This is a genomic window from Paracoccus thiocyanatus (genome assembly GCF_900156255.1).
Classification (GTDB): Bacteria; Pseudomonadota; Alphaproteobacteria; order Rhodobacterales; family Rhodobacteraceae; genus Paracoccus; species Paracoccus thiocyanatus.
The window spans coordinates 20,943-43,858 of sequence record NZ_FTMK01000012.1 but is presented as its reverse complement, the minus strand read 5'-3'; the positions used below and the strand labels follow the sequence as shown (position 1 = coordinate 43,858).

The following is a 22,916-nucleotide window of genomic DNA, read 5'->3' as shown; positions in this document are numbered from 1 at the left end:
GACCTTGCCCATGCAAAGCGGCTTGCTTGCCAGATCAATCCGAAAGCAGTTACAGATGAACAGTTTCCTCGATATCCACACCACCGACAAGGCAGATCTGCGCGGCATGATCGACTGCGCGCGCCGGATGAAGGACGCGCGCGACGGCCAGCCCAAGGGCGCGCCCGATGCCGAACAGCCGCTCAGAAACCGCATGGTGGCGCTGATCTTCGAAAAGCCCTCGACCCGGACCCGCGTCAGTTTCGACCTGGGCGTGCGGCAGATGGGCGGTCAGACCATGGTGCTGTCGGGCAAGGAAATGCAGCTTGGCCATGGCGAAACCATCGCCGATACCGCCCGCGTTTTGTCGCGCTATGTCGACCTGATCATGATCCGCACCTTTGAAGAGGCGACGCTTCTGGAAATGGCGGAACATGCCAGCGTCCCGGTGATCAACGGGCTGACGAACCGCACCCATCCCTGTCAGATCATGGCCGATGTGATGACCTTCGAGGAACATCGCGGCCCCATCGCCGGGCGCAAGGTGGTCTGGTCGGGCGACGGCAACAATGTCTGCTGCTCGCTGATCCATGCCGCCGGGCAGTTCGGCTATGACTTCACCTTTACCGGCCCGCCGACCCTGGACCCCGAGCGCGAGGCGCTGGATTTCGCCCGTGCCCAGGGCGTGCAGGCGCTGGTTGAACGCGATCCGGCCAAGGCGGTCGAGGGCGCGGACCTGGTCGTGACCGACACTTGGGTGTCCATGCACGACCCGCAATCGGCGCGCGAGCGGCGGCACAACCAGCTGCGTTCCTATCAGGTGAACGAGGCGCTGATGGCGCGCGCCAAGCCTGATGCGCTGTTCATGCATTGCCTGCCCGCGCATCGCGACGACGAGGTGACGAGCGCGGTGATGGACGGCCCGAACTCGGTCGTCTTCGACGAGGCGGAAAACCGGCTGCATGCGCAAAAGGCGATCATGCGCTGGTGCCTGGGGCTTTAGCGGCCGGCTTCGGCCCGGCCCCCGGCGGTCGTCGGCTTGCCCCGGCGCCGCCTTGGCATGGCGGTCCTGGCGGGGAACTTTCGCGGGCTCATCCGGTTGAGCCGCGACATTTCCCACAGGATCGGAGCATGACATGACCGAAGACCGCCGCAAGGAATTCTGGGACCGCCTGGAAGACATCCGTGCCGGGATGCTGGAGGTCGGGGGCGCGTTCCTGCCCATGTCCCACAATATCGAGCCCGAGGACGGCAATCTTTGGTTCATAACCGCCCGCGGCACGGCAATGGCGCAGGCCGCCGGCCAGCAGGCCGAGACGCGCTATATCGTCAGCGATAACAGCGAAAGCCTTTATGCCGAGATCAGGGGCCGGCTGGACGTCTCGCAGGACCGCCAGAAGCTGGACGAGGTGTGGAACGCCGTCGCCTCGACCTGGTTCGAAGAGGGCAAGGACGACCCCGACCTGGTGCTGGTCCGCATGACCCCCCGCTCGGCCGAGGTCTGGCTGGGCCCGGCCAGCGGCATGAGCTTTCTGTTCGAGATGGTGAAAGCCAAGGTCAAGGGCGACAAGCCGGATTACGGCGACCAGTTCTCGCTGAAGTTTTCCTAACCGCGGTCCGGCGGGCCTGCCGCGGGCAAGGTGCTGAACCTGCGCCCTCTGGGCCCGCCGTGGAACCGGATCGGCGTTCCCGCGGTTGCCTTGGCAATTCGTTGCTGCCGGCGCGCCGGCCTTATCCTTGGCGCGGCCGACGACGCCGGAAGCCGCCCCAAGCTGAATGCCGGGAAAGGGAAAGGCCATGTTGTCCGCCGAACTGCTGGCAAGATTGCAATTCGCGTTCACGGTGTCCTTCCATATCGTGTTCCCGGCGTTTTCGATCGGGCTGGCCAGCTATCTGGCGGTGCTGAACGGGCTTTGGCTGCTTAGGCGCGACCCGACCTATCTGGCGCTGTTCGAACATTGGAAAAAGATCTTCGCCGTCGCCTTTGCCATGGGCGTCGTTTCGGGGATCGTCATGTCCTATCAGTTCGGCACCAACTGGTCGGTGTTTTCCGACCGCGCCGGGCCGGTGATCGGACCCCTGATGGCCTATGAGGTGCTGACGGCGTTTTTCCTGGAGGCGGGGTTCCTGGGCATCATGCTGTTCGGACGCGAGCGCGTGGGCGACGGGCTGCACATGTTCGCGACCCTGATGGTCGCAGCGGGCACGCTGATCTCGGCCACCTGGATTCTTTCCGCCAACAGCTGGATGCACACGCCCGCCGGTTTCCGCATTGCCGAGAACGGGCAGTTCCAGCCGCAGGACTGGCTGCGCATCATCTTCAACCCCTCGTTTCCCTATCGGCTGGTGCATATGGTGCTGGCGGCCTATCTGACCACCGCGCTGGTGGTCGGGGCCGCGGCGGGCTGGCTGTTGCGGCGCGGCCGCGGCGATGCGGCGACGCGGCGCATGTTCTCGATGGCGATGGGGATGCTTGCGCTGGTGGCGCCCTTGCAGATCCTGGCGGGCGACCAGCACGGGTTGAACACGCTGGAACACCAGCCCGCCAAGGTCATGGCGATGGAGGGGCATTTCGACAGCCATCCCGACGGCGCGCCGCTGATCCTGTTCGGCTGGCCCGACCAGCAGGCCAAGACGGTGCATTGGCCGGTCCAGATCCCCAACCTGTCCAGCCTGATCCTGACCCATGACTGGACCGGGGCGCTGGACGGGCTCGACACGATCCCCGACCAGGACGAACCGCCGGTCCTGATCGTCTTCTGGTCGTTCCGGGTGATGGTGGCTCTGGGCTTTGCCATGCTGGGGCTGGCGATCTGGGGGCTGTGGGCACGCTGGCGGCGCCGACTTTACACCGCGCGCGGGCTGCATCTGGCGGCGTTCCTGATGGGGCCGGCGGGGTTCGCCGCCTTGCTGGCGGGCTGGATCACCACCGAGGTCGGCCGCCAGCCCTTTACCGTCTACGGGCTGATGCGAACCGCCGAAAGCCATTCGCCGCTGGATGCCGCCGCGGTCGGCGCCTCGCTTGCGGCTTTCGTCATCGTCTATTTCTTCATCTTCGGGGCGGGCATCTTTTATCTGCTGCGCATGATGTCGACGCCGCCCGGCACGGGTGCGCCGGCGCTGCGCGAAGGACCGATCCGCACCGCGGGCATCACCCCCGGCCCCGCCGAAACCCCGCGGCAGCACAGAGGATAGCCATGTTCGGACTGGATCTTTCCTTTATCTGGGCGGGGATCATCGCCTTTGCGGTGCTGGTCTATGTCATCCTGGACGGGTTTGACCTGGGGATCGGCATCCTGTTTCCCTTTGCCCATGACGAGGGCGAGCGCGACGTGATGATGAACTCGGTCGCGCCGGTCTGGGACGGCAACGAAACCTGGCTGGTGCTGGGCGGAGGCGGGCTGTTTGCGGTATTTCCCCTGGCCTATGCCGTCGTCATGCCGGCGCTTTATGCGCCCATCATCGTGATGCTGCTGGCGCTGATCTTTCGCGGCGTAGCCTTTGAATATCGCTGGCGCACCCGCCGCTGGAAGCGGGTCTGGGACTTCGGCTTTTTCGGCGGTTCGGTGGCGGCGGCACTGGCGCAGGGCGTCGCGCTGGGCGCGCTGGTCCAGGGCATCGCGGTCCAGGACCGCGCCTATGCGGGGGGCTGGTGGGACTGGCTGACCGCCTTTTCGCTGCTGACCGGCGTGGCGCTGCTGATCGGCTATGCCCTGCTGGGGGCGACCTGGCTGAACCTCAAGCTTCAGGGCCGCATCCAGCAGCATATGCGCGCCCTGGCCCGCCCGGCCGCACTGGCGACGCTGGCCATGTTGGGGCTGGTCAGCATCCTGACGCCCTTGCAGGATCCGACCTATGCCGCGCGCTGGTTCCGCTGGCCAAGCGCGCTCTATTCCGTCGCGGTGCCGGCCCTGGTGCTGGCGACCGCCTGGCGGCTGTGGCGCGGGCTTGCGCGGGGCGAGGAGCTGGCGCCGTTCCTGTGCGCGCTTGGGCTTTTCGTCTGGGCCTATATCGGCATCGGGATCAGCTTCTACCCGATGATCGTGCCCCCCTCGCTTGGCATTGCCGAGGCGGCAGCGCCGGATGACAGCCTGCGCTTTGCGCTGGTGGGCACGGCGGTGCTGATCCCGATCATCCTGGCCTATACCGCCTATGCCTATTGGGTGTTTCACGGCAAGATCCGCCCCGAGGAGGGCTATCACTGATGCGCTGGCTATGTCGCATCGGCTGGTTCGTGCTGCTGTGGTGCCTGGGGCCGGCGGTGCTGGCGGTTCTGGCGCTGCTGGTCCGGCCTTGAGGCGATTCGGGAAAACCGCCTGCCGCCGACAGGCACGACAAGATGCTTAGCCTTGCAGGTCGCCATTTCAGGGATTGGATGGTGCCCGGAGACGGATTTGAACCGCCGACACGCGGATTTTCAATCCGCTGCTCTACCAACTGAGCTATCCGGGCGCCGGAGCGTCTGCTTCGGACTGGCGTGTTGTTATGGCAGGGGCCGAGCCATGTCCAGAGTCAAAAACAAAATTTTCACTCGTCGCCTTGCTTGTCCTCGGCCGGCTCGGCGGGGATGCGATAGTCGCCGCGCAGCCAATGCGCCAGATCCACATCCGCACAGCGGCGTGAACAGAACGGGCGATAGCGTTCGGTGGCGGGCTTGCCGCAGATCGGGCATTTCATGCCATTCCCTCGGTCTGTGCCAGCCGCGCCAACGCGATGCGGTCGCGCTTGCGGCTGATCTCGTAAAGCCCCATCGCCGTCCAGCCGATCAGCACCGTCTCGGCCGATTCCGAACGGAATGCGGCGCGCAGCACCTGCTCCAGCGTCCCGCGGTCGCGCTTGGGCATGGGCGCGAAATCGACGACCACCTGGCCGCCCAGGCCGCGCAGGCGCAATTGCCGCGGCAGGTCGCGGCCCAGGGCGATATTGGCCTTGAGCCCGGCTGCCGGCGAATGATCGGCGCCGGTATTGACGTCGATGGCGACCAGCGCGCGCAACGGCTCGATCTCGGCCCAGGCGCCGCCACCCAGATCGACGTGGGGGTCCAGCAGGTCGAGAACCGCGGCCTCGGCCCCGCTGATCTCGAAGGCGTCGGGACGCTCCAGGACATCGTCAGGCGGCGGATCGGCCCAATCATACCAGGCCAGCTCGGCCGGTTCGGGCGCGTCCAGCAACAGTTCCGGCGCGCCCTCTCGATCCGACAGCACGGTTTGCGCCAGGTCCAGAAGCCGGGCCAGTTCGGCGGCGATTTCGTCATCCCCGGCCATGGCCGCCATGCTGCGAAAGACCAGGCCCGGTGGATCGGCCATGCCGGCCAGGGCGGCTTCGCCCAACCCCGCCAGCGCCTCGCGCAGCGCCGTATCGCGGATGCGGCGCGAGACGTTCACGCCGGGAATGCCGGGGGTCACGATCACATGCCGGCCGCGGAAATTCAGCCGAGAGGAAACCGGCACGGCCTTGCCCTCCTCGGCGCTGCCGCTGACCTGCACCAGCAGCGACTGCCCTTCGCGCAGGCCGGAGCGGTCGCGCAGGAAGCCGCGGGCGCCCTGGGGCAGGCGCAGGAAGACGCCGCCCTGGCCCTTGACCAGCCGGTCCACCTTGGCCCGGCAGATCGCGCCGGGGGCCAAGGGCGCCGCGCCGACCGGGTCGACGATCAAATCCTCAAGCCGGCCGTCCTGCATCAGCGCCGCGGCGTCGCGGCCGAACATCCGGCCCAGGACAATTTGACGGCCCTTCATGCTGCGTCCCCCCTGATGCCGATGGCGGCCAGCAAGACCGCGGTTTCGGCCAGCGGCAGGCCGACCACGCCGGTATAAGAGCCCTGCATCCACAGCGCGAAAGCCGCGGCACGGCCCTGGATGGCATAGCCGCCGGCCTTGCCCTGCCATTCGCCGGTGGCCAGATAGGCTTCGATTTCGGCCGCCGACAGCGGGCGAAAGCGGATCGTGGTTTCCACCAGTCTTTCGCGCAGCCGGCCGCCATGGGCCAGCGCGACCGCGGTCAGAACCCGGTGGCGGCGACCGGACAGCAGGCGCAGATACTGCGCCGCCTCGTGGCTGTCGGCGGGCTTGCCAAGGATGCGGCGCCCCGCAACCACCGCGGTGTCGGCACATAGCACCGCGTCGCGGCCATGGCCGGCCAGCGCCGCGGATTTCTCGCGCGCCATGCGGCGGACATAGGCGGGGGGGCTTTCGCCGCGATGCGGGGTCTCGTCGATTTCCGCCGCAAGGATCCGGTCGGGCCGGATGCCGATCTGGGCCAGAAGTTCTTGCCGACGCGGGCTGGCCGAGCCCAGGATCAGCGTCGGCCGGTCTTGCCCCGAAGGGCGGCCGAGGGCGGCCGGGCCGGGTGTCGCGTCGCCGGGCATCGCATGCGTCATGCCGGATGCCGGATCGGCGCCGGTCTTACTTGAAGCGGTAATTGATACGCCCCTTCGTGAGGTCATAGGTGTTCATTTCCACCTGAACCTTGTCGCCAGCGAGGACGCGGATGCGGTTCTTGCGCATCTTTCCTGCCATATGCGCGATGATCTCATGGCCGTTCTCTAGCTCGACCCGGAATGTCGCGTTCGGCAGGAGTTCCTTCACGACGCCGGGAAATTCGAGCATTTCTTCCTTGGCCATGTTCTCTCCTGTAGGGTGACCCGCGGCTGGGGCGGGCGCAAGCTACATGCGTCCAGCCGGGCGGTTTTTCAAGGGGAATCTGGACTTGCCGGGCCATTCTGCGGCCGGATATCGGCATGGGGGACGCTATTTGCGGGAAAAGTCGCCCGATTGCGGCAATCGCGGCCCGGTCCGGCATCGCGAAGCTTAGCCGGGCTTGGCCAAAGGCGGCATCGGCTGGGCCATGCGGAAGGCGTCGGGATCGTCCAGATCGGCCGGGGGCAGGTCCGCGCCGGCTGGCTGCGGCGGGTCCTGGTGCAGCGCCGTGCATCCCGCGCGCCAGCCATCCGCGCCCGGATCTGCCGCGGCGCCATGCTGGCCGGCATCGCGCAGGCGGATGGCGTGGAAGCCGTCCTTTTCGCCAAGCCGGCCGCGGGCCAGAAGCTGGCCTTGCGCCGTTTCCACCCAGGCTTCGTCCAGCACGGATTGCGGCAGCGGCAGCAGCGCGCCCGGCGTCAGCCCGCGCAACTGATGCAGGCTGAGCCGGCGCCGCGCCAGAATGCCGGTCAGCCGGATCGGCGCATCCTGCACCGCCGCGGCCAGGGATGCCGGGACCGCCGCCGCCGCCGGCATGGCGGCTTGCAGCGCCGGCAATTGCGGCTGGCCGTCCGCGGCCGGCGCGCGGCCCGTGCCGGTTTCCGCCGGCAGGGCGATCATCAGCTGTCCGTCGCGCTGCCCGCCGGTGCCCGTGCGCAGGTGAAAGCACAGCCGGGTCATTTCGCCATCTTCCAGCGTGACCGTTAGCGGGCGCGGATCGTCCATATAGGTGACATAGCGAAAGGCGCCGAAATCCGGGCAACCGGCCGCCGTCGCGCATTCGCGTCCCAGTTCCGCCAGCAAGGCATTCACGAAATCGGCCGAGATGGTGGCATCGGTGCGCGTGGGCCGGCGCGGCTGCGCGGGGCGCGATGTCACGCGGCCGATCGCCTGCATCTCGATCAGCGAGGCCAGAAGGCCCGGACAGATCGCCACCACGCCAAGCGCGTCGCGCCGGCCGCCGACCAGCGCAAGCAAGGCGCGTTCGGGCAAAAGCTCGGGCAGTTCGGCCAAGGTGATGGTGCTTCGTTCCAGCTTTTCGACAAAGACCGGCAGGTGAAGCTGATTTTCGGCCGCACGGGCCAGGGCCGTCGCCGCGGCGCGTTCCAGCCGGAATTCGGCCGCCTGGCGCGGCGAGGGGCCGGCCATGCTGCGCATGTGGTCGCGCTTTGCGATCCAGCGGCGCAGCACCCGGCCCGAGGCGGCCGCCGGCCCGTCCCGTTCCGTCCCGGCCTGTTCCGGTTCGCCCGGTCGTTGGCTTTCTGCGCTGTCCATGCTGTCCGAATCAAAGCTGCCTTTTGCGCAACATGGCACGGACTGGTTGCGAAAAGGTTTAACCTGCCGCATTTTCGACATTTTCGCCGCGGCCCGGCCGCGGCAGATCGCGACATGACCCGGTCCAGGAAAGCATGGCGCGGTCAGCCGGTCATTGTCCGGCCGCGCCCTGGCCCGCGTCCAGAAGCTCGCGCACCATGGCGCGCAGGTCGGCATTGGCAAAGGGCTTGGCCAGCGTCCTGTCGGCGCCCTGGGGCAGGTTCGCCATGCCGCGCGCGCTAAGCAGCAGCACCGGCAGCGCCCGCAGATCGGGATCGGCGCGCAGATCGGCCAATACCTCGGCACCGCTGCGGCCGGGCAGCATCACGTCCAAAATCACCATCCGCGGCGCCAGACCGCGGATGCGCTGAAGCGCGCCGCTGCCCTCGGGCCATTGCTCGCATCGCCAGCCTTCGCGCGACAGGATGAAACGAACCGCTTCGGCGATGCTGGGCTCGTCCTCGATCAGCAGCACATCGACGGTTGCGGTCACGCTCGGCACTCCTGCGGCTTTGTGCAGATCATGGCGGCGCAATGCGGTATTGTCAAAACCGGGTCCGGCTGCGTCACAGCGGACCCAGGATCGAGGGTTCGTGCCGGGCCGGGCAGGCGGGGCGCGGACAGATGCGGCAAGCCGGCCCCACCCCCAGCGCCGGGCGCGGATCGCGGCCGGGACAGGGGCGGATCAGCATCTGCGCCCGGCTGAGCGCCGGGCCGCCAAAGCCCATGGGCAGCAGCCGCTCGGCCACGGCCCAGGCGGAAAAGCGGTTGCCCGCCGGGGTCTCGATCAGCCGCGCCACCGGCAATTGCGGCTGGGCCAGCGCCTCGAACAGCGGCCAAAGCGCGCAGCCTTCGCCCGGCCGGGGCAGTTCGAACCCGGCGGCCATGTGGCGAAACAGCGTGGCGCCCGATCCGTCGCAGACCACCAGCCCCGCGACGGCCCAGGGGCCGGGGCGCAGCATGCCCAGCCGGCGCAGCACCAGGTCCAGCGGCCGGTCCAGCCTTGCGGCAAGGGCCGCCGGATCGTCGCCGCCCGCATCGCCTGCCTCGTCGCCGGCCTCATCGACCGCGGCAGCCAGCGTGTCGTCGGGCAGCGCCGCGCGGTCGCGCGCCTGGGCGGCCAGCACCGCCTGCGCCATGACCCGCGCCGCATCCGAGACCAGTTCCGCAGCCTCGCCGGGATCGGGCTGGCCGGCGGCGATCCAGGCCTCGACCTCTTCCTGGGGCGACATGGGCACGGCCTCGTCCTCGAAACTGTCGAGATAGGCGACCAGCGCTTGCGCGGTGCGCGACAGGCGCTGGCTGTCGCTGTCCAGATTGGCGTGGAAACGGTCGCGCCATTCGGCCTCGATCTCGGGGGTCTCGGCCAGGATGGACGCGGTCGAGCGCAGGGCGGTCACCGCCGATTGCACCTCGTGCAGCGTCGTCAGCAGATAGGGGTCGCGCGTCATGCGATCTGACAGCGCGACCAGCCGCCGCTCCAGCCCGTCGGCGCGGCGCGTGGCGGCGGCCAGCGCCCAGGCCCAGCCCGGAAAGCGGGCGGCAAATTCCGCGATCTGGTCCAGCTCGACGGGCGCCGCCTGTTCGGCGGCCCGTCCCGCGGCTTCGCGCAGGGCGCCGACCAGCGCCTCTTCGCGGTCCGAGGCAAGTTCGGCGGCGTCGATTTCCAGCGCCGCGGCCAGACGCAACAACAGCGCCGCGCCCACCGGGCGGCGGTTGTGTTCGATCAGGTTCAGATAGGCGGCCGAGATTTGGGCCCGCCCCGCCACCTCTGTCTGGCGCCGGCCCAGCGACAGGCGGCGCTCGCGGATGCGGGTGCCGATCAGCGGGCGGGCAAGGGGCGGGCGGGAAAAGGAACGTGACATCGGATCAGATCCCGTCGCGGGCCTCTTCCAGGTGGCGAATGGCCTTGACGACCAGATCGGCAAAGCTTTGCGCCGCCATCTTGTCCTTGAGCGTCTGGCTGACATTCGAGACGGTCTTGTAGCTGATGCCCTCGCGCGCGGCGATCTCGCGATAGCTCAGCCCGGCGGCGATGGCGCGCAGGATGTCCGTTTCGCGCGGGGTCAGGCGCGGGCGCGCCGGGCCGGCGCCGGGCCGGGCCATCAACGCGATCTTGCGCGCCAGGTCCGCGGGAACATAGTCGCCGCCCTGCGCCACCACGCGCAGCGCCTCGCAGATCTCTTCCGAGGGGGAATCCTTCATGATGATGCCGTTGCAGCCGGCTTGCAGCGCGCGGCGGGCGATGATCGGACTGCGATGCATGGTAAAGACCAGCACCGGCTGGGTGGCCCCGGCGGCGCGCAGCCGCTCGATCAGCCGGGCGCCGGCCAGCTTCGCCTCGCCCATGGTCAGGTCCATGACGATCACGTCCGGGGCCTGTCGCCGCCAGGCTCGCCAGCCCTGCAAGGGCGTGGCGGCGGCGGTGACCTGGCAATCCAGCCGCCCGCGGGTGATCCGCTCCCAGCCTTCGGCGACGACGGGATGGTCGTCCACGATCAGCACCCGCAAGCTGGGCACAGAGGCGGGCGCGGCATCAGGGGCAATCGGGGCGGCGGCTGTCATCGGTGCGGTTCCTTGCTCGGGCAGGGCAGGTGAAATTCGGTAACGGTCATCCCCGCTTCGCGCCGGGGGGCAAGATAGGTGCCGCCAAGCGCGCTGGCGCGGTCGCGCATGCCGGCCTGGCCCAGCCCGGCGCGGCCCGAGGGGGGCGGGCCGGCGCCGTCGTCGCCGACGCGCGCCACCAGCCCGTCATCCCGGCCCGCCACCGCGACGGTGATCCTGCGCGGGGCGGCGTGGCGCAGCGCGTTCAGCACGCTTTCCCGAACAAAGCGGTAAAGGGCGATGCGCCCGCCTTCGCCTGGTTCGGGCAGATCTGGCGGGCAATCCAGCGCGATATCCGCCTGGGGCGCCAGATCGGCGAATTCGATCAGCAGCTCTTGCAGCATCTCGGCCAGGCTTGCCCCTTCGGCCGGGGCAAGGCGCAGGTCGTCGATGGCGGCGCGGGCGCTTTGCCGGATCGCCTGGGCGTGGCGGCTGACGGCGGCCAGCGCTTCGGCCAACGCCGGGGGCTGGCCGGGGCCTGCGGCGCGGCCGGCCTGGTCCACCGCGGCCTGCAAGGCGAAAAGCCGCGGGCCTATCCCGTCATGCAGGTCGCTGGCGATGCGGGCGCGCTCGGCCTCGGCCAGGGTCAGCATCCGGTCTTGCAATTGGCGGTTGCGCAGCCGTTCCTGGGCCAGATGCGCGGCCAGGGCATTGACCCCATCGGTCAGCCGGGCCAGTTCCACCAGCCCGGACGCCGGTGCGCGCAGGTCCAGATCCCCGGCCCGCATCCGGTCCAGCGCCGCGCCCAGCAGTCCCAGCCGCCGCAGCACCAGCGCGGTGATGGCCATGGTCACGCCGATCGCCGCCAGCGCCATCGCAGCCAAAAGCGGCATAAGCCGGCGGAAATCCGACCATGCCTCGACGATCTCGTCGCGCGGATCGCTGCGGATCTCCAGCACGCCCAGCAGGTTGGGATATTGCGACACCGGGATCAGTTCGCGCAGGGTTTCGGGGCGGATCAGCGCCGCGAACCAGCCCGGCACCCCGTCCGAAGGCAGGCGCGGCGGCAGCGCCAGCGCGACCGGCTTGCCCGCGGCATCGCGCAACTCGGCCGACAGGTGGCGCTGCGCCTCGATCTCGGCGGCGATGCGCGCGGCTTCGGCCAGCATGTCGCGCCGCTCGAACGCGGTGGGCAGGTGCAGGGTGGCAAAGGCATTGGCCAGGCGAAAGGCCCCTTCGGTCTCGTCCCGGACCGAGTTGCGGGCATTCAGCACCAGCATCGAGGCGACGACGGCGCACATGGCAAGCCAGGCCAGCACCGAGCCGCCAAGCGCCAACTGCCGAAGGGCCAGGCCGTGCGCATGGCCGGACACGGGTCCGTGCCCGGTGGTCGCGATATGGCTGGTTGCGTCCATCTTTCTCCCTGCCGCGCCGGGCGGCGGCGCTGGCGGAAAGACTAGGGTGCGGAACGGGGCGGGGCAAGCGGCCTGCGCGCGGGCCGATGGGCCAAAGCAGCGCAGGGCTTTTCCGGCCCCTTGGCGTCGCGCGCGCCTCGGCTTAGGCGCGCGCGTCTGCGGGTTCGGCCGGTTCCGGCCTGCCAAGCGCCCGGCGCACCAGCACGAAGAACAGCGGCACGAACAGCACGCCCAGCACCGTGGCCGAGACCGTGCCGCCCAACACCGTGGCGCCGATGGTGTTGCGGCCATTCGCGCCGGCGCCGGCGGACAGCACCAAGGGCAGCACACCCAGCGAGAAGGCGACCGAGGTCATGATGATCGGCCGGAACCGCTGGCGCGCGGCCTCTGTCACGGCCTCGTAGAGCGGCTTGCCCTGGTCGGCCTGTTCGCGGGCGAACTCCACGATCAGGATGGCGTTCTTGCCGGTCAGGCCGATCACGGTCAGCAGGCCGACCTGGAAGAACACGCCATTGTCAAAGCCGCCCAGCCACGCCCCGACCAGCGCGCCCAGCACGCCGATGGGCATGGCCAGCATCACCGCGAACGGGATCGACCAGCTTTCGTAAAGCGCGGCCAGGCACAGGAAGACCACCGCCAGCGACAGGCCGTAAAGCAGCATGGTCTGGTTGCCGGCCTGCTGCTCTTCCAGCGACAAGCCGGTCCAGGCCACGTCAAACCCCGTGGGAAGCTGCGCCGCCAGTTCCTCGACCGCCGCCATGCCCTGCCCGGACGAGACGCCGGGGGCGGGGCTGCCCTGGATCTGCATGGCGGGCACGCCGTTATAGCGGTCCAGGCCCTGCGGCCCATAGCTCCAGCGGCCATCGGCGAAGTTCGCGAAAGGCACCAGCCCGCCAGAGCTGTTTCTGACCCGCCACTTGTCGATATGGGTGGGCACGGCGCGCGATTGCGGTTCGCCCTGGACATAGACCTTTTTGATCCGGCCGCGGTCGATGAAGTCGTTCACATAGGTTCCCGCCCAGGCGACGGAAAGCAGGCTGCCCACATCGGTGGCCGAGATGCCCATCGCGCCCGCCTTGCGCCAATCGACGTCAAGATTGTATTGCGCCGCGTCCTCCAGCCCGTTCGGCCGCGCCTGGGCGATGCGCCCATCCTGCCCGGCCATGCCCAGAAGCTGGTTGCGCGCGTCCAGCAATTGCTCATGCGTCTGGCCGCCGCGGGCTTGCAGGTAGAAGTCGAAGCCCGAGACGTTGCCAAGCTCGATCACCGAGGGCGGCACGATGGGAAAGACCATGGCGTCGCGAATGCCCATCAGCGCCGGGAATGCGCGCCCGGCGATGGCCTGCACCGATTGCTGGGCGTCGGGCCGCTCGTCCCAGTCCTTGAGCCGCAGGAAGGCCATGCCCATGTTCTGCCCCGATCCGCCGAAGCTGAAGCCCGAGACGCCGAAGAAGCTCTCGACATTTTCGGCTTCGTTTTCCGCGAAATAATGCTGGATCTGGTCGATCACCGCATCGGTGCGTTCCGAGGTGGCCCCGGTCGGACCCTGGATCAGCACGAACATGATGCCCTGGTCTTCGTCGGGCAGAAAGCCGGTGGGGGTGCGCAGGAACAGGAACACCATGGCCGCGCCGATCGCCAGATAGACCAGCATCATCCGCAGCGGCCGCCGGATCAGCCAGCTTACCGAATTGCCATAGCCGTGGACGGTGCGGTCGAAGCCGCGGTTGAACAGGCCGAAGAAGCCGCGGGTCTTGTGCCCATGCTCGTTCTTCAGCAGCGTGGCGCAAAGCGCCGGGGTCAGGGTCAGCGCCACCAGCACCGACAGGCCCATGGCCGAGGCGATGGTGATGGCGAACTGCTTGTAGATCACCCCGGTCGAGCCGCCGAAAAACGCCATGGGCACGAAGACCGCCGACAGCACCAGCGCGATGCCGATCAGCGCGCCGGTGATCTGGCCCATGGATTTGCGCGTCGCCTCGCGCGGGGACAGCCCCTCTTCCTCCATGATGCGCTCGACGTTTTCCACCACGACGATGGCGTCGTCGACAAGCAGGCCGATGGCCAGCACCATGGCCAGCATGGTCAGGGTGTTGATGGTGAATCCCAGCGCCGCCAGCACGCCAAAGGTGCCCAAAAGCACCACCGGCACCGCCAGGGTCGGGATCAGCGTCGCACGCCAGTTCTGCAAGAACAGCAGCATGACGAAGAACACCAGCACGATCGCCTCGACCAGGGTCTTGACCACCTCTTCGATAGAGATCAGCACGAAGGGCGAGGTGTCGAAGGGGATCACATATTCCATGCCCTCGGGGAAGAAGCGGGCGAACTCCTCCATCCGCGCCTTGACCCGGTCCGCGGTGTCCAGCGCGTTGGCGCCCGAGGACAGGCTGATCGCCATGCCCGAGGCCGGCTGGCCGTTATAGCGGGCGTTGGTCATGTAGTTCTCGGCGCCGATTTCGACGCGGGCCACGTCTTTCAGCAGGATCAGCCCGCCGTCCTGTTCGGCGCGCAGGACGATCTGCTCGAAATCCTCGGGGGTGGACAGCAGCGACTGCGCGGTGATGGTGGCGTTCAGCATCTGCCCCTGGGGCGCGGGCTGGCTGCCAAAGGAACCGGCCGAGATCTGCGCGTTTTCCGACGAGACCGCCGCAACCACGTCCGAAGGCGTCAACTCATAGGCGGCAAGCTTGGACGGGTCCAGCCAGATGCGCATCGCATATTGCGCGCCGAAGACCTGGACCGAGCCCACGCCCTCGACCCGCGAAAGGTCGTTGACCAGGTTCGAGATCAGGTAATCGGCCAGGTCCACCTGTTCATAGCGGTCGTCCGACGAGGTCAGGCCCACGACCATCAGGAAGCCCGAGGCGGATTTCTCGACCGTGATGCCCTGGCGCTGCACCGGCTCGGGCAAAAGCGCGGTGGCTTGCGCCAGCTTGTTCTGCACCTGCACCTGGGCGATGTCGGGATCGGTGCCGGTTTCAAAGGTCAGCGTCGTGTTCGAGGTGCCGGCGGAACTGGAACTGGAGGAAAAATAGCGCAGCCCGTCCAGCCCGGTCATCTGCTGTTCGATGACCTGGGTGACGGTATTGGCCACCGTATCGGCCGAGGCGCCGGGATAGGTCGCCCGGATCGTCACCGAGGGCGGCGCGATCTGCGGATATTGCGCCACCGGCAGCGATACGATCGATAAAAGCCCCAGGCCCATGATCAGGATCGAGATCACCCAGGCAAAGACCGGACGGTCGATAAAAAAGCGGGCCATGTGCGGTTCCTGTGCTTCTGTTCGCTCGCTGCGTCCGGGATCAGTTCGCCGGGGTTTCGGCGCCGGCCTGGGATTGGGCCGGGGATTGGGCTGCGGATTCGGCCTGGTCGCCCGTGCCTTGGGCGGCGGCAGGCTGGGCGCCGTCATTTGCCGGCTCGGGCGCGGCGGCCGGGCTTGGCTGCGCATCGGGGGCCGGGGTCTGGCGTTCCTCGGGGGCGACGGTCATGCCGGGGGCGATCTTCTGCACCCCCTCGACAATGATGCGGTCGCCGTCCGCCAGCCCCTCGCTGACGATCCAGTCGTTGCCGCTGTCCTGAAGGATGGCCAACTGGCGCTGTTCCACCACGTTGTCGGCGTTCACCACCAGGGCTATGGGCTGGCCGCGGCGGTCGCGGCTGACGCCTTCCTGCGGGGCAAGCAGGACGTTGCGGGCCGTGGTCTGCTGCACCACCGCCTGCACATACATGCCGGGCAGCAGGATGCGTTCGGGATTGGCGAAAGCCATGCGCAGCGTGACCACGCCGGTCGTTTCGTTCACATAGGGCTCGGCGGCGGTCAGCCGGCCCTCATGCGCGTATTCGGTGCCGTCGGCCAGGCGCAGCGTGACCTTTTGCGCCGGGCGCTCCTGGTCCTGCGCGGCCCTCTGGCGCTGGAAGCGGATGATCTCGGCCGCCGATTGCGTGACGTCCACATGCACCGGGTCAAGCTTGCGGATCACGGCCAAGGGGTTGGCCTGGCCTGCGGTCACAAGCGCGCCCTGGCTGGTCTGCGCCAGGCCGATCTCGCCGTCAAGCTCGGCCTGGATTGTGGTGCGCTCCAGCTCGATGCGGGCGGTCAGCAACTGCGCCTCGGCGACCTTGACCGCCGCCTCGGCGGAATCGCGGGCGGCGATGGCGTTCTCGGTCGTGCTTTCGCTGGCGACGCGGCGGTCGCGCAGCGCGCCCACGCGCTCGGCCTCGCGGCGCGCCGCCTCGGCCTGGGCGCGGGCCTGGGCCACGGCAGCCTCGGCCTGCGCGACGGCCGCCTCATAGGTGGTCGCATCAATGCGGAACAGCGGATCGCCGACCTGCACATGGCTGCCTTCGTCGAACAGCCGCTCGGTGACGATGCCGTTGACCTGCGGCCGCACTTCGGCCTCGGCCGAGGCGGTGACGCGGCCGGGCAGGGTGGTGGTCAGCGCCACATCCTGGGCATGAAGCGTCACCACGGTCACGGGCTGCGGCGGCATTTGCGCGGGATCCTGCGCCCAGGCGGGCATGCAGGAAAGCCCCGCCGCAAGCGGAAGGATCACGGAAATCGCCATGCGGCGCGATAGCGCGAACATCGTTTTGCTCCGGCATTTGCTGACGGGTGCATAACGAACAGTTTCGCACAGGATTATCAATCCCAAAACCGCCTTGCGCAGACCATTGCCGCGCCGTCCACGCGCCACGCGCGCCCGTCCCGCCGCCGCATGGGCGCCGCGGATGGCGGCCATGCGCCGGTTTCGGGCATCCGGCAAGCCATGAAGCGGGGCGTGCAGATTGATCTTGCGGCCCGCCGGACGAGGCGGTAATCAGGCGGGCGTCGCGGGTGTAGCTCAATGGTAGAGCCGCAGCTTCCCAAGCTGAAGACGAGGGTTCGATTCCCTTCACCCGCTCCAGCAAATCCCCAGCAAACACGATAAAAGCCTTGCATTGCTGGGCGTTGTGCCGCTTTTGGTTCCAAAGTTGGTGCCAGAATGGGGGTTCTGCGATGGCTGGTCAGGTCAGGCATTTGAAGGTCAAGGGCGGTCGATTCTATGCCCGAATTGCTGTCCCGGCGCATCTTCGCCAGATCATCGGAAAAACCGAACTGGTGACGCCGCTAGGTGGCGAACGTCGCGCTGCCATGAAGGCGCTGCCCGCTGCTGTGGCGACCCTACAGCGCCAGATCGCGACCGCCGAGGCATCCACAACCGGCAACCGGCAGGCCGATCCGCGCGACCCTATCACGACTGCCGACTATGGCCGCGCGGTCTGGCAACGCTACATGGCGGCGCTGGCCGAGGATGAGACGACGCGCGCCAACTATCCGACCGCCGATGCAATCGAGGCCGAACGGGACAAGGTGATGCAGCGGTTCCAGCGCGAAGGCATTGCCGAGGTGCTGCCGCTCGCCACCGCGATCCTTGCCGCCCGCTGGCTGGGCGCTGACGAGGTGCAGGCCGATGGCTGACCGGATCGAGGTAAAGGCCCAGCTTACCGCTACCGAGGCCGGCGAGATCACCGGCATTGCGTGGCCGTTCAGCACCCCTGACCGGGTAGGCGACGTGATCGAGAAAGGCGCTTTCGACCAGTTGGCAGCGATCAAGGATCGGGTTGCCGCCGAACTGCGCGCCGAACTGGTGAAGGCTGGTAATGTCGTCGCGGATGATGCGCGCGCCCTTGCAGAATCGTCCAGGCGCACGGGCAGCCTGATCGAGTCCATTCACGTCACCGGCCCCGGCGAGACGACCCCGCCCCATTCCACCGATGGCGGGCAGCGCACGGCAGGCCCGTTCGAGGTGCTGGTGACGGCAGGCGATACCGATGCCCGCCACGCGCATCTTGTTGAGGGCGGCACCGAGGAACGCCGCCACGAGGACGGCACCAGCACCGGGAAGATGCCTGCTGCGCCGTTTTTCAATCCAAGCTGGCGCCTGAACCGCCGCCGCCTTGAACAGCGTATCAATCGCCGGATGCGCAAAGCTTTCCGCGAGGCCAGCCAATGAGTCCCGACATGGAACTGCAACGCGCCGTCAAACTGGCGCTGGTCGCAACGCCGGCCATTGCCGAGCACGTCACGCCCGAGCGTATCCGGGCGGGTATTGCCCGGCCCGAGGATGCGCCGGTTATCATCATGGCACCTGCGCAGGTGGATATTCTCGGGCGCGCGTCTGGCGGGCAGGTGGTGGCCGAGGTTTCCATGAAGCTGCATGTCTGGACCGCTGCCGACCAGTCGGACATTGCGCACCAGATCACCAGCGCGGCCTTGCTGGCGCTGATGGATGCGCCCCGCGTGGATGGTGTGCAGGTGGATGAATGGGAGCGGCCGGCCATGGCCTGGGTGCCCGATCCCGATCCGGCCATGTCTTTCGCCCACGCGGTGATTGCGTTGCGCTGCATCCTGCGGTGGAGGGCCAGCTAATGCGCGCCGGCAAGCTACAGCACCGTATCCAGATCGAGCGCGCGCATGTGCTGGTTGATGACTATGGCATCGGGCGGGAAAGCTGGCTGCCGATCCTGACCACACGGGCCGAACTGAAAGAGGCCAGCACCACCGAGTTCCTGACCGGGCCGGGCGAGATGGATAACCGCAAAGCCGTGTTCCTGATCCGCTATCCGCAGGTAGAGATCACCACCGCCGACCGGCTGGTGATGGACGGCAAGGCTTACAATATCGTCGGGCTGGCCGAGATCGGGCGCATCGGTGCCATTGGCGGCGCGCTTGACATTGACCGCGCTGCGGTCCTAGATGCGCAACTGCGCCGACTAGAGGAAGAAGAACAGCGTGGCATCCCCGAGGCCAACCGCGCCCGCCAGAAGCGCAGCCTGCAAGCGCGCAAGCGCCGGCTGGTTAAGACCGCGAACGACTATGGCCTTTGGCTGGACGACGACCAGCAAGCCACCTGATCCGCAGCACCCATGACGACCAAAAGCCCCGGCACGACCGGGGCTTTCTCATGGCATGACGTAACGTCAATTGGTGCCAGAAATCTGACCGAAAAACAGTGCCAGACCCTTAAATAACTTATTGAAATACAACAAGTATCTCAAAGTTCGATTCCCTTCACCCGCTCCAACCCTCCGCAAACGCGTCCGGTTCAGCGCAGGCCCATCTCGGCCAGGGCGCGGGCGATTTCGGGTGGCAGGCTGGGTTCGTCCCCGCGGCCCGCAGGCAGATCGGGGGGGGCTTCGCTGCCCGGCAGGTAGCGCCAGCCCTGAAAGGGACGGCGCGGCACGGCGGCGACACGCACCAGCGTCGGGTCGAGCATCAGCGCGCAGCGGCGAATGCCGTCCTCGCCCTGCACCTCATGCAGGTCCAGGATGCGCTGGCGGGCCTGCATCACCCCCTTGAACACCCAGTAGATCGAGCCGCCGTCCAGCAGTTCCGCCATGCGCTTGGGCCACATGCGGGTGACATGGCGGGCCGGGCCGCCGCCGAAGCGGTGCTTCTGCCAGGCGCCAAGCTCGGCCGGGTCGTCGCAACCGACGCAAAGCTTCATCAGGTTCAGGGACGCGGTCATGCGCCAGATATAGCCCGCGGCGATGCGGGCGCAATGGGCCTGTCCGCATGGGGGCCATGACCGCAGCGCCGCGGCCATGCAGGCACGACCGGGGCAACCCGCCTGCGTCCTGCCGACAAAAGACCGGCAGGCCGACATGACCCCCGCCGATGTCATCGCCGCGCTGAAAGCGGGCAATGCCCGCTTTGCCGCGGGGATGGTGCAGAATTGCGACCTGAACGCGATGGTGCGCGAAACCTCGCAAGGGCAGTATCCGATTGCCGCGGTCGTCAGCTGCATCGACAGCCGCGTGCCGCCGGAACTGGTCTTCGACCAGAAGATCGGCGACCTGTTCACCGCGCGCATCGCCGGAAACTACGTGAACACCGACATCATCGGCAGCCTTGAATTTGCCTGCAAGGTTTCCGGCTCCAAGGCCATCGTCGTGCTGGGCCACAGTTCCTGCGGCGCGGTCAAGGGCGCCATCGACAAGGTCGAACTGGGCAATCTGACCCATGTGCTGCAAATGATCGAACCGGCCATAATGCAGGTCGCCCCGGCCAATCGCACCTCGAAGGACAAGGCGCTGGTGCAGCGGGTGGCCGAAAAGAATACCGAACTGACCGTGGCCAAGATCCTTGCGGAAAGCCCGATCCTGAAGGAAATGGCGGATGCGGGCGAAATCGCGGTGATGGCGGCGATGCATGATATCGCCACGGGGGAAATCCGCTTCCTGTAGGCGAAAGGGCCGGGGCGCCAGGGCGGCTGAAAGCGCCGCGCCTGGCCCTGGGGGGAACCGCACGGCCGCCCTTGGACTGCCGCTGGTCCCGAAACGCCGCACGGGGGGCATCGAGACGGGTTCCTGCGGATAGCGCTCGGGCGCCGGCCTGCCGGCGCGCTGGAACAGCAGCGCGCCTTCGCCGGCTTGCGCAAAGGCGGCCCCAACTCGGCGACAAGGCGGTCCATGCCGGGATGCATTCCGGGCCAGAGCCACGAAGGGTCCAGGTCGAACCCGCCGGCAGCCCGTCCGCCCCGGTCGTCAGGATGCGCCCGTGCGCCGCGCCCGCCGTGATCGGATGGGCAGGCTTGCATTTTTCGATATATTCGCTATATAAAGCGATATCGCTATCGAAACTATGGGGCCGGGATCGTCATGGCGCATGCTGCTCGCACGGAACATCGTCAACAGCCGTCCAGGGTGCGGACCGATCCGCACAGGCAACGTCCTCTTTATGCGTCCGATGACATCGCCGCATCCGCTTTTACTGCGGGCTCTGTCCATGTCGACGTTTCCGTCGGTGCCGCTTCGGCGGATATCGACCAGTGGTATAGCGCAGTCGAAGCCCGGACCGCCCCGGCTTCGGCGCGGCCCGGATCGGAAAAAGCCGCGGGAAAGGCGTCGGGCATGCTGCGGGAAGCCATGAAAGCGGCCTTTGCCGAGGTGTTCAGCAACCGCTTTTCCAGCGAGATCGACAAGGTGGTCGACGCCTATCGCGTGATGCTGCGCGAAAGCCTGGCAAAGGGCGACGATACCGAGTTGCAGGCGGCGCTGAACCGTGCGCGGCTTCAGGAAAAGATCCTGGCCGGCACCGTGATGGTCGATCAGGCGCAGGCATGCGAACTGCTGGGGCTGTCGGCGGCGAACCCCTCTGCCACGATGAAGCGCAAAGAGGACAAGCGCGAGATCCTGCGGTTCACGGTCGATGGCCGCGCCGCCTATCCGCTGTTCCAGTTCGACGTCGAGCGCCGCCGCATTCACCCGGCGATGGCAAGGCTGATCGCGCTCAAGCCCCAGGGGTGGAGCGGTTTTCGCCTGCTGCACTGGCTGACGCGGCCACATCTGGACTTCGGGGCGGCGCCTGCCGAGCGGCTTGGTGCCGAGGGTGACGCCGTAATCGCGGCATTCGAGCGGGAGATCGTGCCAGCGGAGCATGGCTGATGCGGTTCGATCTGACGATTCCCGACCCGTCCGCCATGCGGGTCGGGAAGGAAGCCTATGTCACGCTTGACCCCGGCACCCGGCTTCACCGCATCCATCCCGCCGCTTATGACGCCGGCCAATTCAATCCGACCGCGTCGGGCAATGCGCGCTTCTCTCCGATCCGGGATGCCGAGGGGGAGGTTATCCCGACCATCTATGCGGCGCAGACATTTGCCTGTGCGACTTGCGAAATCATCCTGCGCTGCCCCGACACCCCGCCGGTTGATCCCAGGACCGGGCTGCCGACCTTTCAGATTGTCTACCCCGCCGACTTCAAGGCTTACAGCCACAGCATCGTCAGGACTACTGCGGCCATGCGCCTGGTCGATCTGACCAATGCCGGCCAGCGCAAGATAGGCGTCAACCACAACGTCCTGCTGGCCGGCCCGCGCAGCACCTATCCGGCAACGCGGGCCTGGGCCAAGCGCATCCATGCCGCATGCCCGACGGCGCAGGGGCTTTATTACAGCTCGCTCCAGTTCGGGCCGGATTTTGCGGTCCTGCTGTTTGGCGACAGGGTGGGAAAGAACGCGCTGGAGCCCGTATCGACGCGCGCGGTGGCCGATGCTCCCTGCCATGCGGAAATTCGCGCCATCGCTGCAAGCCTGTCGATCGACTACGAGGACGTTTGACGGTCGCGTGCGAAGGACCGATGCCGGACTTTTCCTGGGCCGGGGCGCAAACCCGGCCCCCCTGCTGCCCAAGCCGCCAGGCGTCGCCTATTGACTGACGCGCAGCCCGATCTCGCGGGTCAGGGCGAACAGGGCCTTGAGTTGCGACGGGGTGGGGACGGCGCCCAGGTGCTGGATCGACGCGATCAGGCCGATGCTGCCAAGAAGCTGGTTCTGCGACCCCAGGATCGGCGCGGCGATGGCGTTGATGCCCAGCAGGGATTCTTCCGGCGCCGTCGCATAGCCGGCCGCCCGGATGCCGTCGAGTTGCGCCGCCAGGGCCGTTTTGCTGGTAAGGCTTTTCGGCGTGACCTGCGGCAGCGTGTCGGGCAGGGTGCCCAGCAGGTCGGGCGAACCGAAGGCCAGGAACACCTTTCCCTGGGCCGAGGAATGCAGGCTCAATTCGCTGCCGGGACGGACGCCGATCTCGATCGGCTGGTTGCTGCTGACCGTCGCCAGGATGACGGCCGAGCGCGGCGCGGGGATGCTGAGGACAACCGCCATGCCCAATTCGTCGCGGGTGGCGCGCATCAGCGGCAGGGCCAGTTCGGCCAAGCTGGCGCCGGCGGGGGCCTGTTGCGCCATCAGCCATAGTTTCGGCCCCAGCGCATAATGCGACGTCACCGGATCCTGCACGATCATCCCATGTTCGATCAGGGTGCGCAGATGCTTGAAGGCCGCCCCCTTGGCAATGCCGACATCGGTGGAAATCTGTGTCACCCCCACGGGCGAATCGGCAAAGGCGATACGCTCCAGGATGCGCAGGCAGGTGTCGGCGGCCCGGACGGTCTCGGCCTTTTCCAATGGCTTTCCCTCTGAATTTGCTC

Annotated in this window: 24 protein-coding genes and 2 tRNA genes; 12 read left to right on the top strand and 14 right to left on the bottom strand. The window is 67.7% G+C overall.

Annotated elements, in window-relative coordinates; translation table 11 throughout:
• The first annotated feature begins 55 nt into the window (after positions 1 to 55).
• The 4 genes from argF (at position 56) to cydB (ending at position 4,184) form a co-directional block, all read left to right on the top strand.
• The gene (argF, locus tag F3H32_RS10385) at positions 56 to 982 is read left to right on the top strand and encodes an ornithine carbamoyltransferase (protein WP_149765792.1); all 927 of its coding nucleotides are present in this window, start codon (positions 56 to 58) and stop codon (positions 980 to 982) included.
• A 133-nt stretch (positions 983 to 1,115) separates the two neighbouring features.
• The gene (locus F3H32_RS10380) at positions 1,116 to 1,589 is read left to right on the top strand and encodes a pyridoxamine 5'-phosphate oxidase family protein (RefSeq protein ID WP_149765791.1); all 474 of its coding nucleotides are present in this window, start codon (positions 1,116 to 1,118) and stop codon (positions 1,587 to 1,589) included.
• A 187-nt stretch (positions 1,590 to 1,776) separates the two neighbouring features.
• Complete coding sequence (locus tag F3H32_RS10375) at positions 1,777 to 3,174, top strand: cytochrome ubiquinol oxidase subunit I (RefSeq protein ID WP_149765790.1); 1,398 nt, start codon at positions 1,777 to 1,779, stop codon at positions 3,172 to 3,174.
• Between the two features lie 2 nt (positions 3,175 to 3,176).
• The gene (gene cydB / locus F3H32_RS10370) at positions 3,177 to 4,184 is read left to right on the top strand and encodes a cytochrome d ubiquinol oxidase subunit II (RefSeq protein ID WP_149765789.1); all 1,008 of its coding nucleotides are present in this window, start codon (positions 3,177 to 3,179) and stop codon (positions 4,182 to 4,184) included.
• Between the two features lie 171 nt (positions 4,185 to 4,355).
• On the opposite strand, the gene F3H32_RS10365 is transcribed toward cydB, so the two are convergent.
• From F3H32_RS10365 to F3H32_RS10310, 12 genes are all read right to left on the bottom strand, one after another.
• Positions 4,356 to 4,431: transfer RNA gene (locus F3H32_RS10365), tRNA-Phe, on the bottom strand.
• A gap of 75 nt (positions 4,432 to 4,506) precedes the next feature.
• On the bottom strand, positions 4,507 to 4,656 hold the full coding sequence (locus tag F3H32_RS10360) for a DNA gyrase inhibitor YacG (protein WP_149765788.1): 150 nt from the start codon (positions 4,654 to 4,656) through the stop codon (positions 4,507 to 4,509).
• Complete coding sequence (locus tag F3H32_RS10355; protein WP_149765787.1) at positions 4,653 to 5,714, bottom strand: ribonuclease E/G; 1,062 nt, start codon at positions 5,712 to 5,714, stop codon at positions 4,653 to 4,655. The genes F3H32_RS10360 and F3H32_RS10355 overlap by 4 nt, the downstream gene beginning before the upstream one ends.
• Positions 5,711 to 6,355 carry a Maf family protein gene (locus F3H32_RS10350; protein WP_394349619.1) on the bottom strand — a complete coding sequence of 215 codons (645 nt, stop codon included), beginning with the start codon at positions 6,353 to 6,355 and terminating at the stop codon, positions 5,711 to 5,713. The genes F3H32_RS10355 and F3H32_RS10350 overlap by 4 nt, the downstream gene beginning before the upstream one ends.
• A gap of 25 nt (positions 6,356 to 6,380) precedes the next feature.
• Positions 6,381 to 6,599 (bottom strand): translation initiation factor IF-1, encoded by a 219-nt coding sequence (infA, locus tag F3H32_RS10345; RefSeq protein WP_010397442.1) that lies wholly within the window; start codon positions 6,597 to 6,599, stop codon positions 6,381 to 6,383.
• A gap of 186 nt (positions 6,600 to 6,785) precedes the next feature.
• Positions 6,786 to 7,949 (bottom strand): FliM/FliN family flagellar motor C-terminal domain-containing protein, encoded by a 1,164-nt coding sequence (locus F3H32_RS10340; RefSeq protein WP_149765786.1) that lies wholly within the window; start codon positions 7,947 to 7,949, stop codon positions 6,786 to 6,788.
• 151 nt (positions 7,950 to 8,100) lie between these two features.
• Positions 8,101 to 8,481 (bottom strand): response regulator transcription factor, encoded by a 381-nt coding sequence (locus F3H32_RS10335; RefSeq protein WP_115756620.1) that lies wholly within the window; start codon positions 8,479 to 8,481, stop codon positions 8,101 to 8,103.
• Positions 8,482 to 8,554: 73 nt separating this feature from the next.
• Positions 8,555 to 9,853, bottom strand: coding sequence for an XRE family transcriptional regulator (locus F3H32_RS10330; protein ID WP_149765785.1), 1,299 nt, complete (start codon positions 9,851 to 9,853; stop codon positions 8,555 to 8,557).
• 4 nt (positions 9,854 to 9,857) lie between these two features.
• Positions 9,858 to 10,553: a response regulator transcription factor gene (locus F3H32_RS10325; RefSeq protein ID WP_149765784.1), complete on the bottom strand. Its 696-nt coding sequence runs from the start codon at positions 10,551 to 10,553 to the stop codon at positions 9,858 to 9,860.
• Complete coding sequence (locus tag F3H32_RS10320) at positions 10,550 to 11,947, bottom strand: LapD/MoxY N-terminal periplasmic domain-containing protein (RefSeq protein ID WP_149765783.1); 1,398 nt, start codon at positions 11,945 to 11,947, stop codon at positions 10,550 to 10,552. Before F3H32_RS10320 ends, F3H32_RS10325 begins: the two co-directional genes overlap by 4 nt.
• A 142-nt stretch (positions 11,948 to 12,089) precedes the next feature.
• Positions 12,090 to 15,212 (bottom strand): efflux RND transporter permease subunit, encoded by a 3,123-nt coding sequence (locus F3H32_RS10315; RefSeq protein ID WP_149765782.1) that lies wholly within the window; start codon positions 15,210 to 15,212, stop codon positions 12,090 to 12,092.
• A gap of 40 nt (positions 15,213 to 15,252) precedes the next feature.
• Entirely contained in the window at positions 15,253 to 16,536 is a 1,284-nt protein-coding gene (locus F3H32_RS10310; protein WP_149765781.1) for an efflux RND transporter periplasmic adaptor subunit, read from the bottom strand.
• A gap of 244 nt (positions 16,537 to 16,780) precedes the next feature.
• Here F3H32_RS10310 and F3H32_RS10305 point away from each other — a divergent pair.
• The 5 genes from F3H32_RS10305 (at position 16,781) to F3H32_RS10280 (ending at position 18,844) form a co-directional block, all read left to right on the top strand.
• Positions 16,781 to 16,854 (top strand) — tRNA-Gly (locus F3H32_RS10305).
• 92 nt (positions 16,855 to 16,946) lie between these two features.
• Positions 16,947 to 17,408, top strand: a complete 462-nt coding sequence (locus F3H32_RS10300) for a DUF6538 domain-containing protein (RefSeq protein ID WP_149765780.1) — start codon at positions 16,947 to 16,949, stop codon at positions 17,406 to 17,408.
• Positions 17,401 to 17,943, top strand: a complete 543-nt coding sequence (locus F3H32_RS10290) for an HK97 gp10 family phage protein (RefSeq protein ID WP_223191413.1) — start codon at positions 17,401 to 17,403, stop codon at positions 17,941 to 17,943. The genes F3H32_RS10300 and F3H32_RS10290 overlap by 8 nt, the downstream gene beginning before the upstream one ends.
• An 8-nt stretch (positions 17,944 to 17,951) precedes the next feature.
• Positions 17,952 to 18,359, top strand: coding sequence for a tail completion protein gp17 (gp17, locus tag F3H32_RS10285; protein ID WP_188128642.1), 408 nt, complete (start codon positions 17,952 to 17,954; stop codon positions 18,357 to 18,359).
• A complete protein-coding gene (locus F3H32_RS10280) occupies positions 18,359 to 18,844 on the top strand; it encodes a head-tail adaptor protein (RefSeq protein WP_188128641.1) in 486 nt (161 codons plus the stop codon). Before gp17 ends, F3H32_RS10280 begins: the two co-directional genes overlap by 1 nt.
• 191 nt (positions 18,845 to 19,035) lie before the next feature.
• On the opposite strand, the gene F3H32_RS10275 is transcribed toward F3H32_RS10280, so the two are convergent.
• Positions 19,036 to 19,458, bottom strand: coding sequence for a DUF1489 family protein (locus F3H32_RS10275; RefSeq protein ID WP_149765837.1), 423 nt, complete (start codon positions 19,456 to 19,458; stop codon positions 19,036 to 19,038).
• Between the two features lie 22 nt (positions 19,459 to 19,480).
• Between F3H32_RS10275 and F3H32_RS10270 the strand changes: the two genes are divergently transcribed.
• The 3 genes from F3H32_RS10270 (at position 19,481) to F3H32_RS10260 (ending at position 22,050) form a co-directional block, all read left to right on the top strand.
• On the top strand, positions 19,481 to 20,176 hold the full coding sequence (locus F3H32_RS10270; RefSeq protein WP_316702063.1) for a carbonic anhydrase family protein: 696 nt from the start codon (positions 19,481 to 19,483) through the stop codon (positions 20,174 to 20,176).
• A 414-nt stretch (positions 20,177 to 20,590) separates the two neighbouring features.
• Entirely contained in the window at positions 20,591 to 21,376 is a 786-nt protein-coding gene (locus F3H32_RS10265) for a hypothetical protein (protein ID WP_223191412.1), read from the top strand.
• Positions 21,376 to 22,050, top strand: a complete 675-nt coding sequence (locus F3H32_RS10260; RefSeq protein ID WP_149765776.1) for an RES family NAD+ phosphorylase — start codon at positions 21,376 to 21,378, stop codon at positions 22,048 to 22,050. Before F3H32_RS10265 ends, F3H32_RS10260 begins: the two co-directional genes overlap by 1 nt.
• A gap of 87 nt (positions 22,051 to 22,137) precedes the next feature.
• Here the strand turns inward: F3H32_RS10260 and F3H32_RS10255 are convergent, their stop codons facing one another.
• On the bottom strand, positions 22,138 to 22,893 hold the full coding sequence (locus tag F3H32_RS10255) for an IclR family transcriptional regulator (protein ID WP_149765775.1): 756 nt from the start codon (positions 22,891 to 22,893) through the stop codon (positions 22,138 to 22,140).
• Between the last annotated feature and the right edge of the window lie 23 nt (positions 22,894 to 22,916).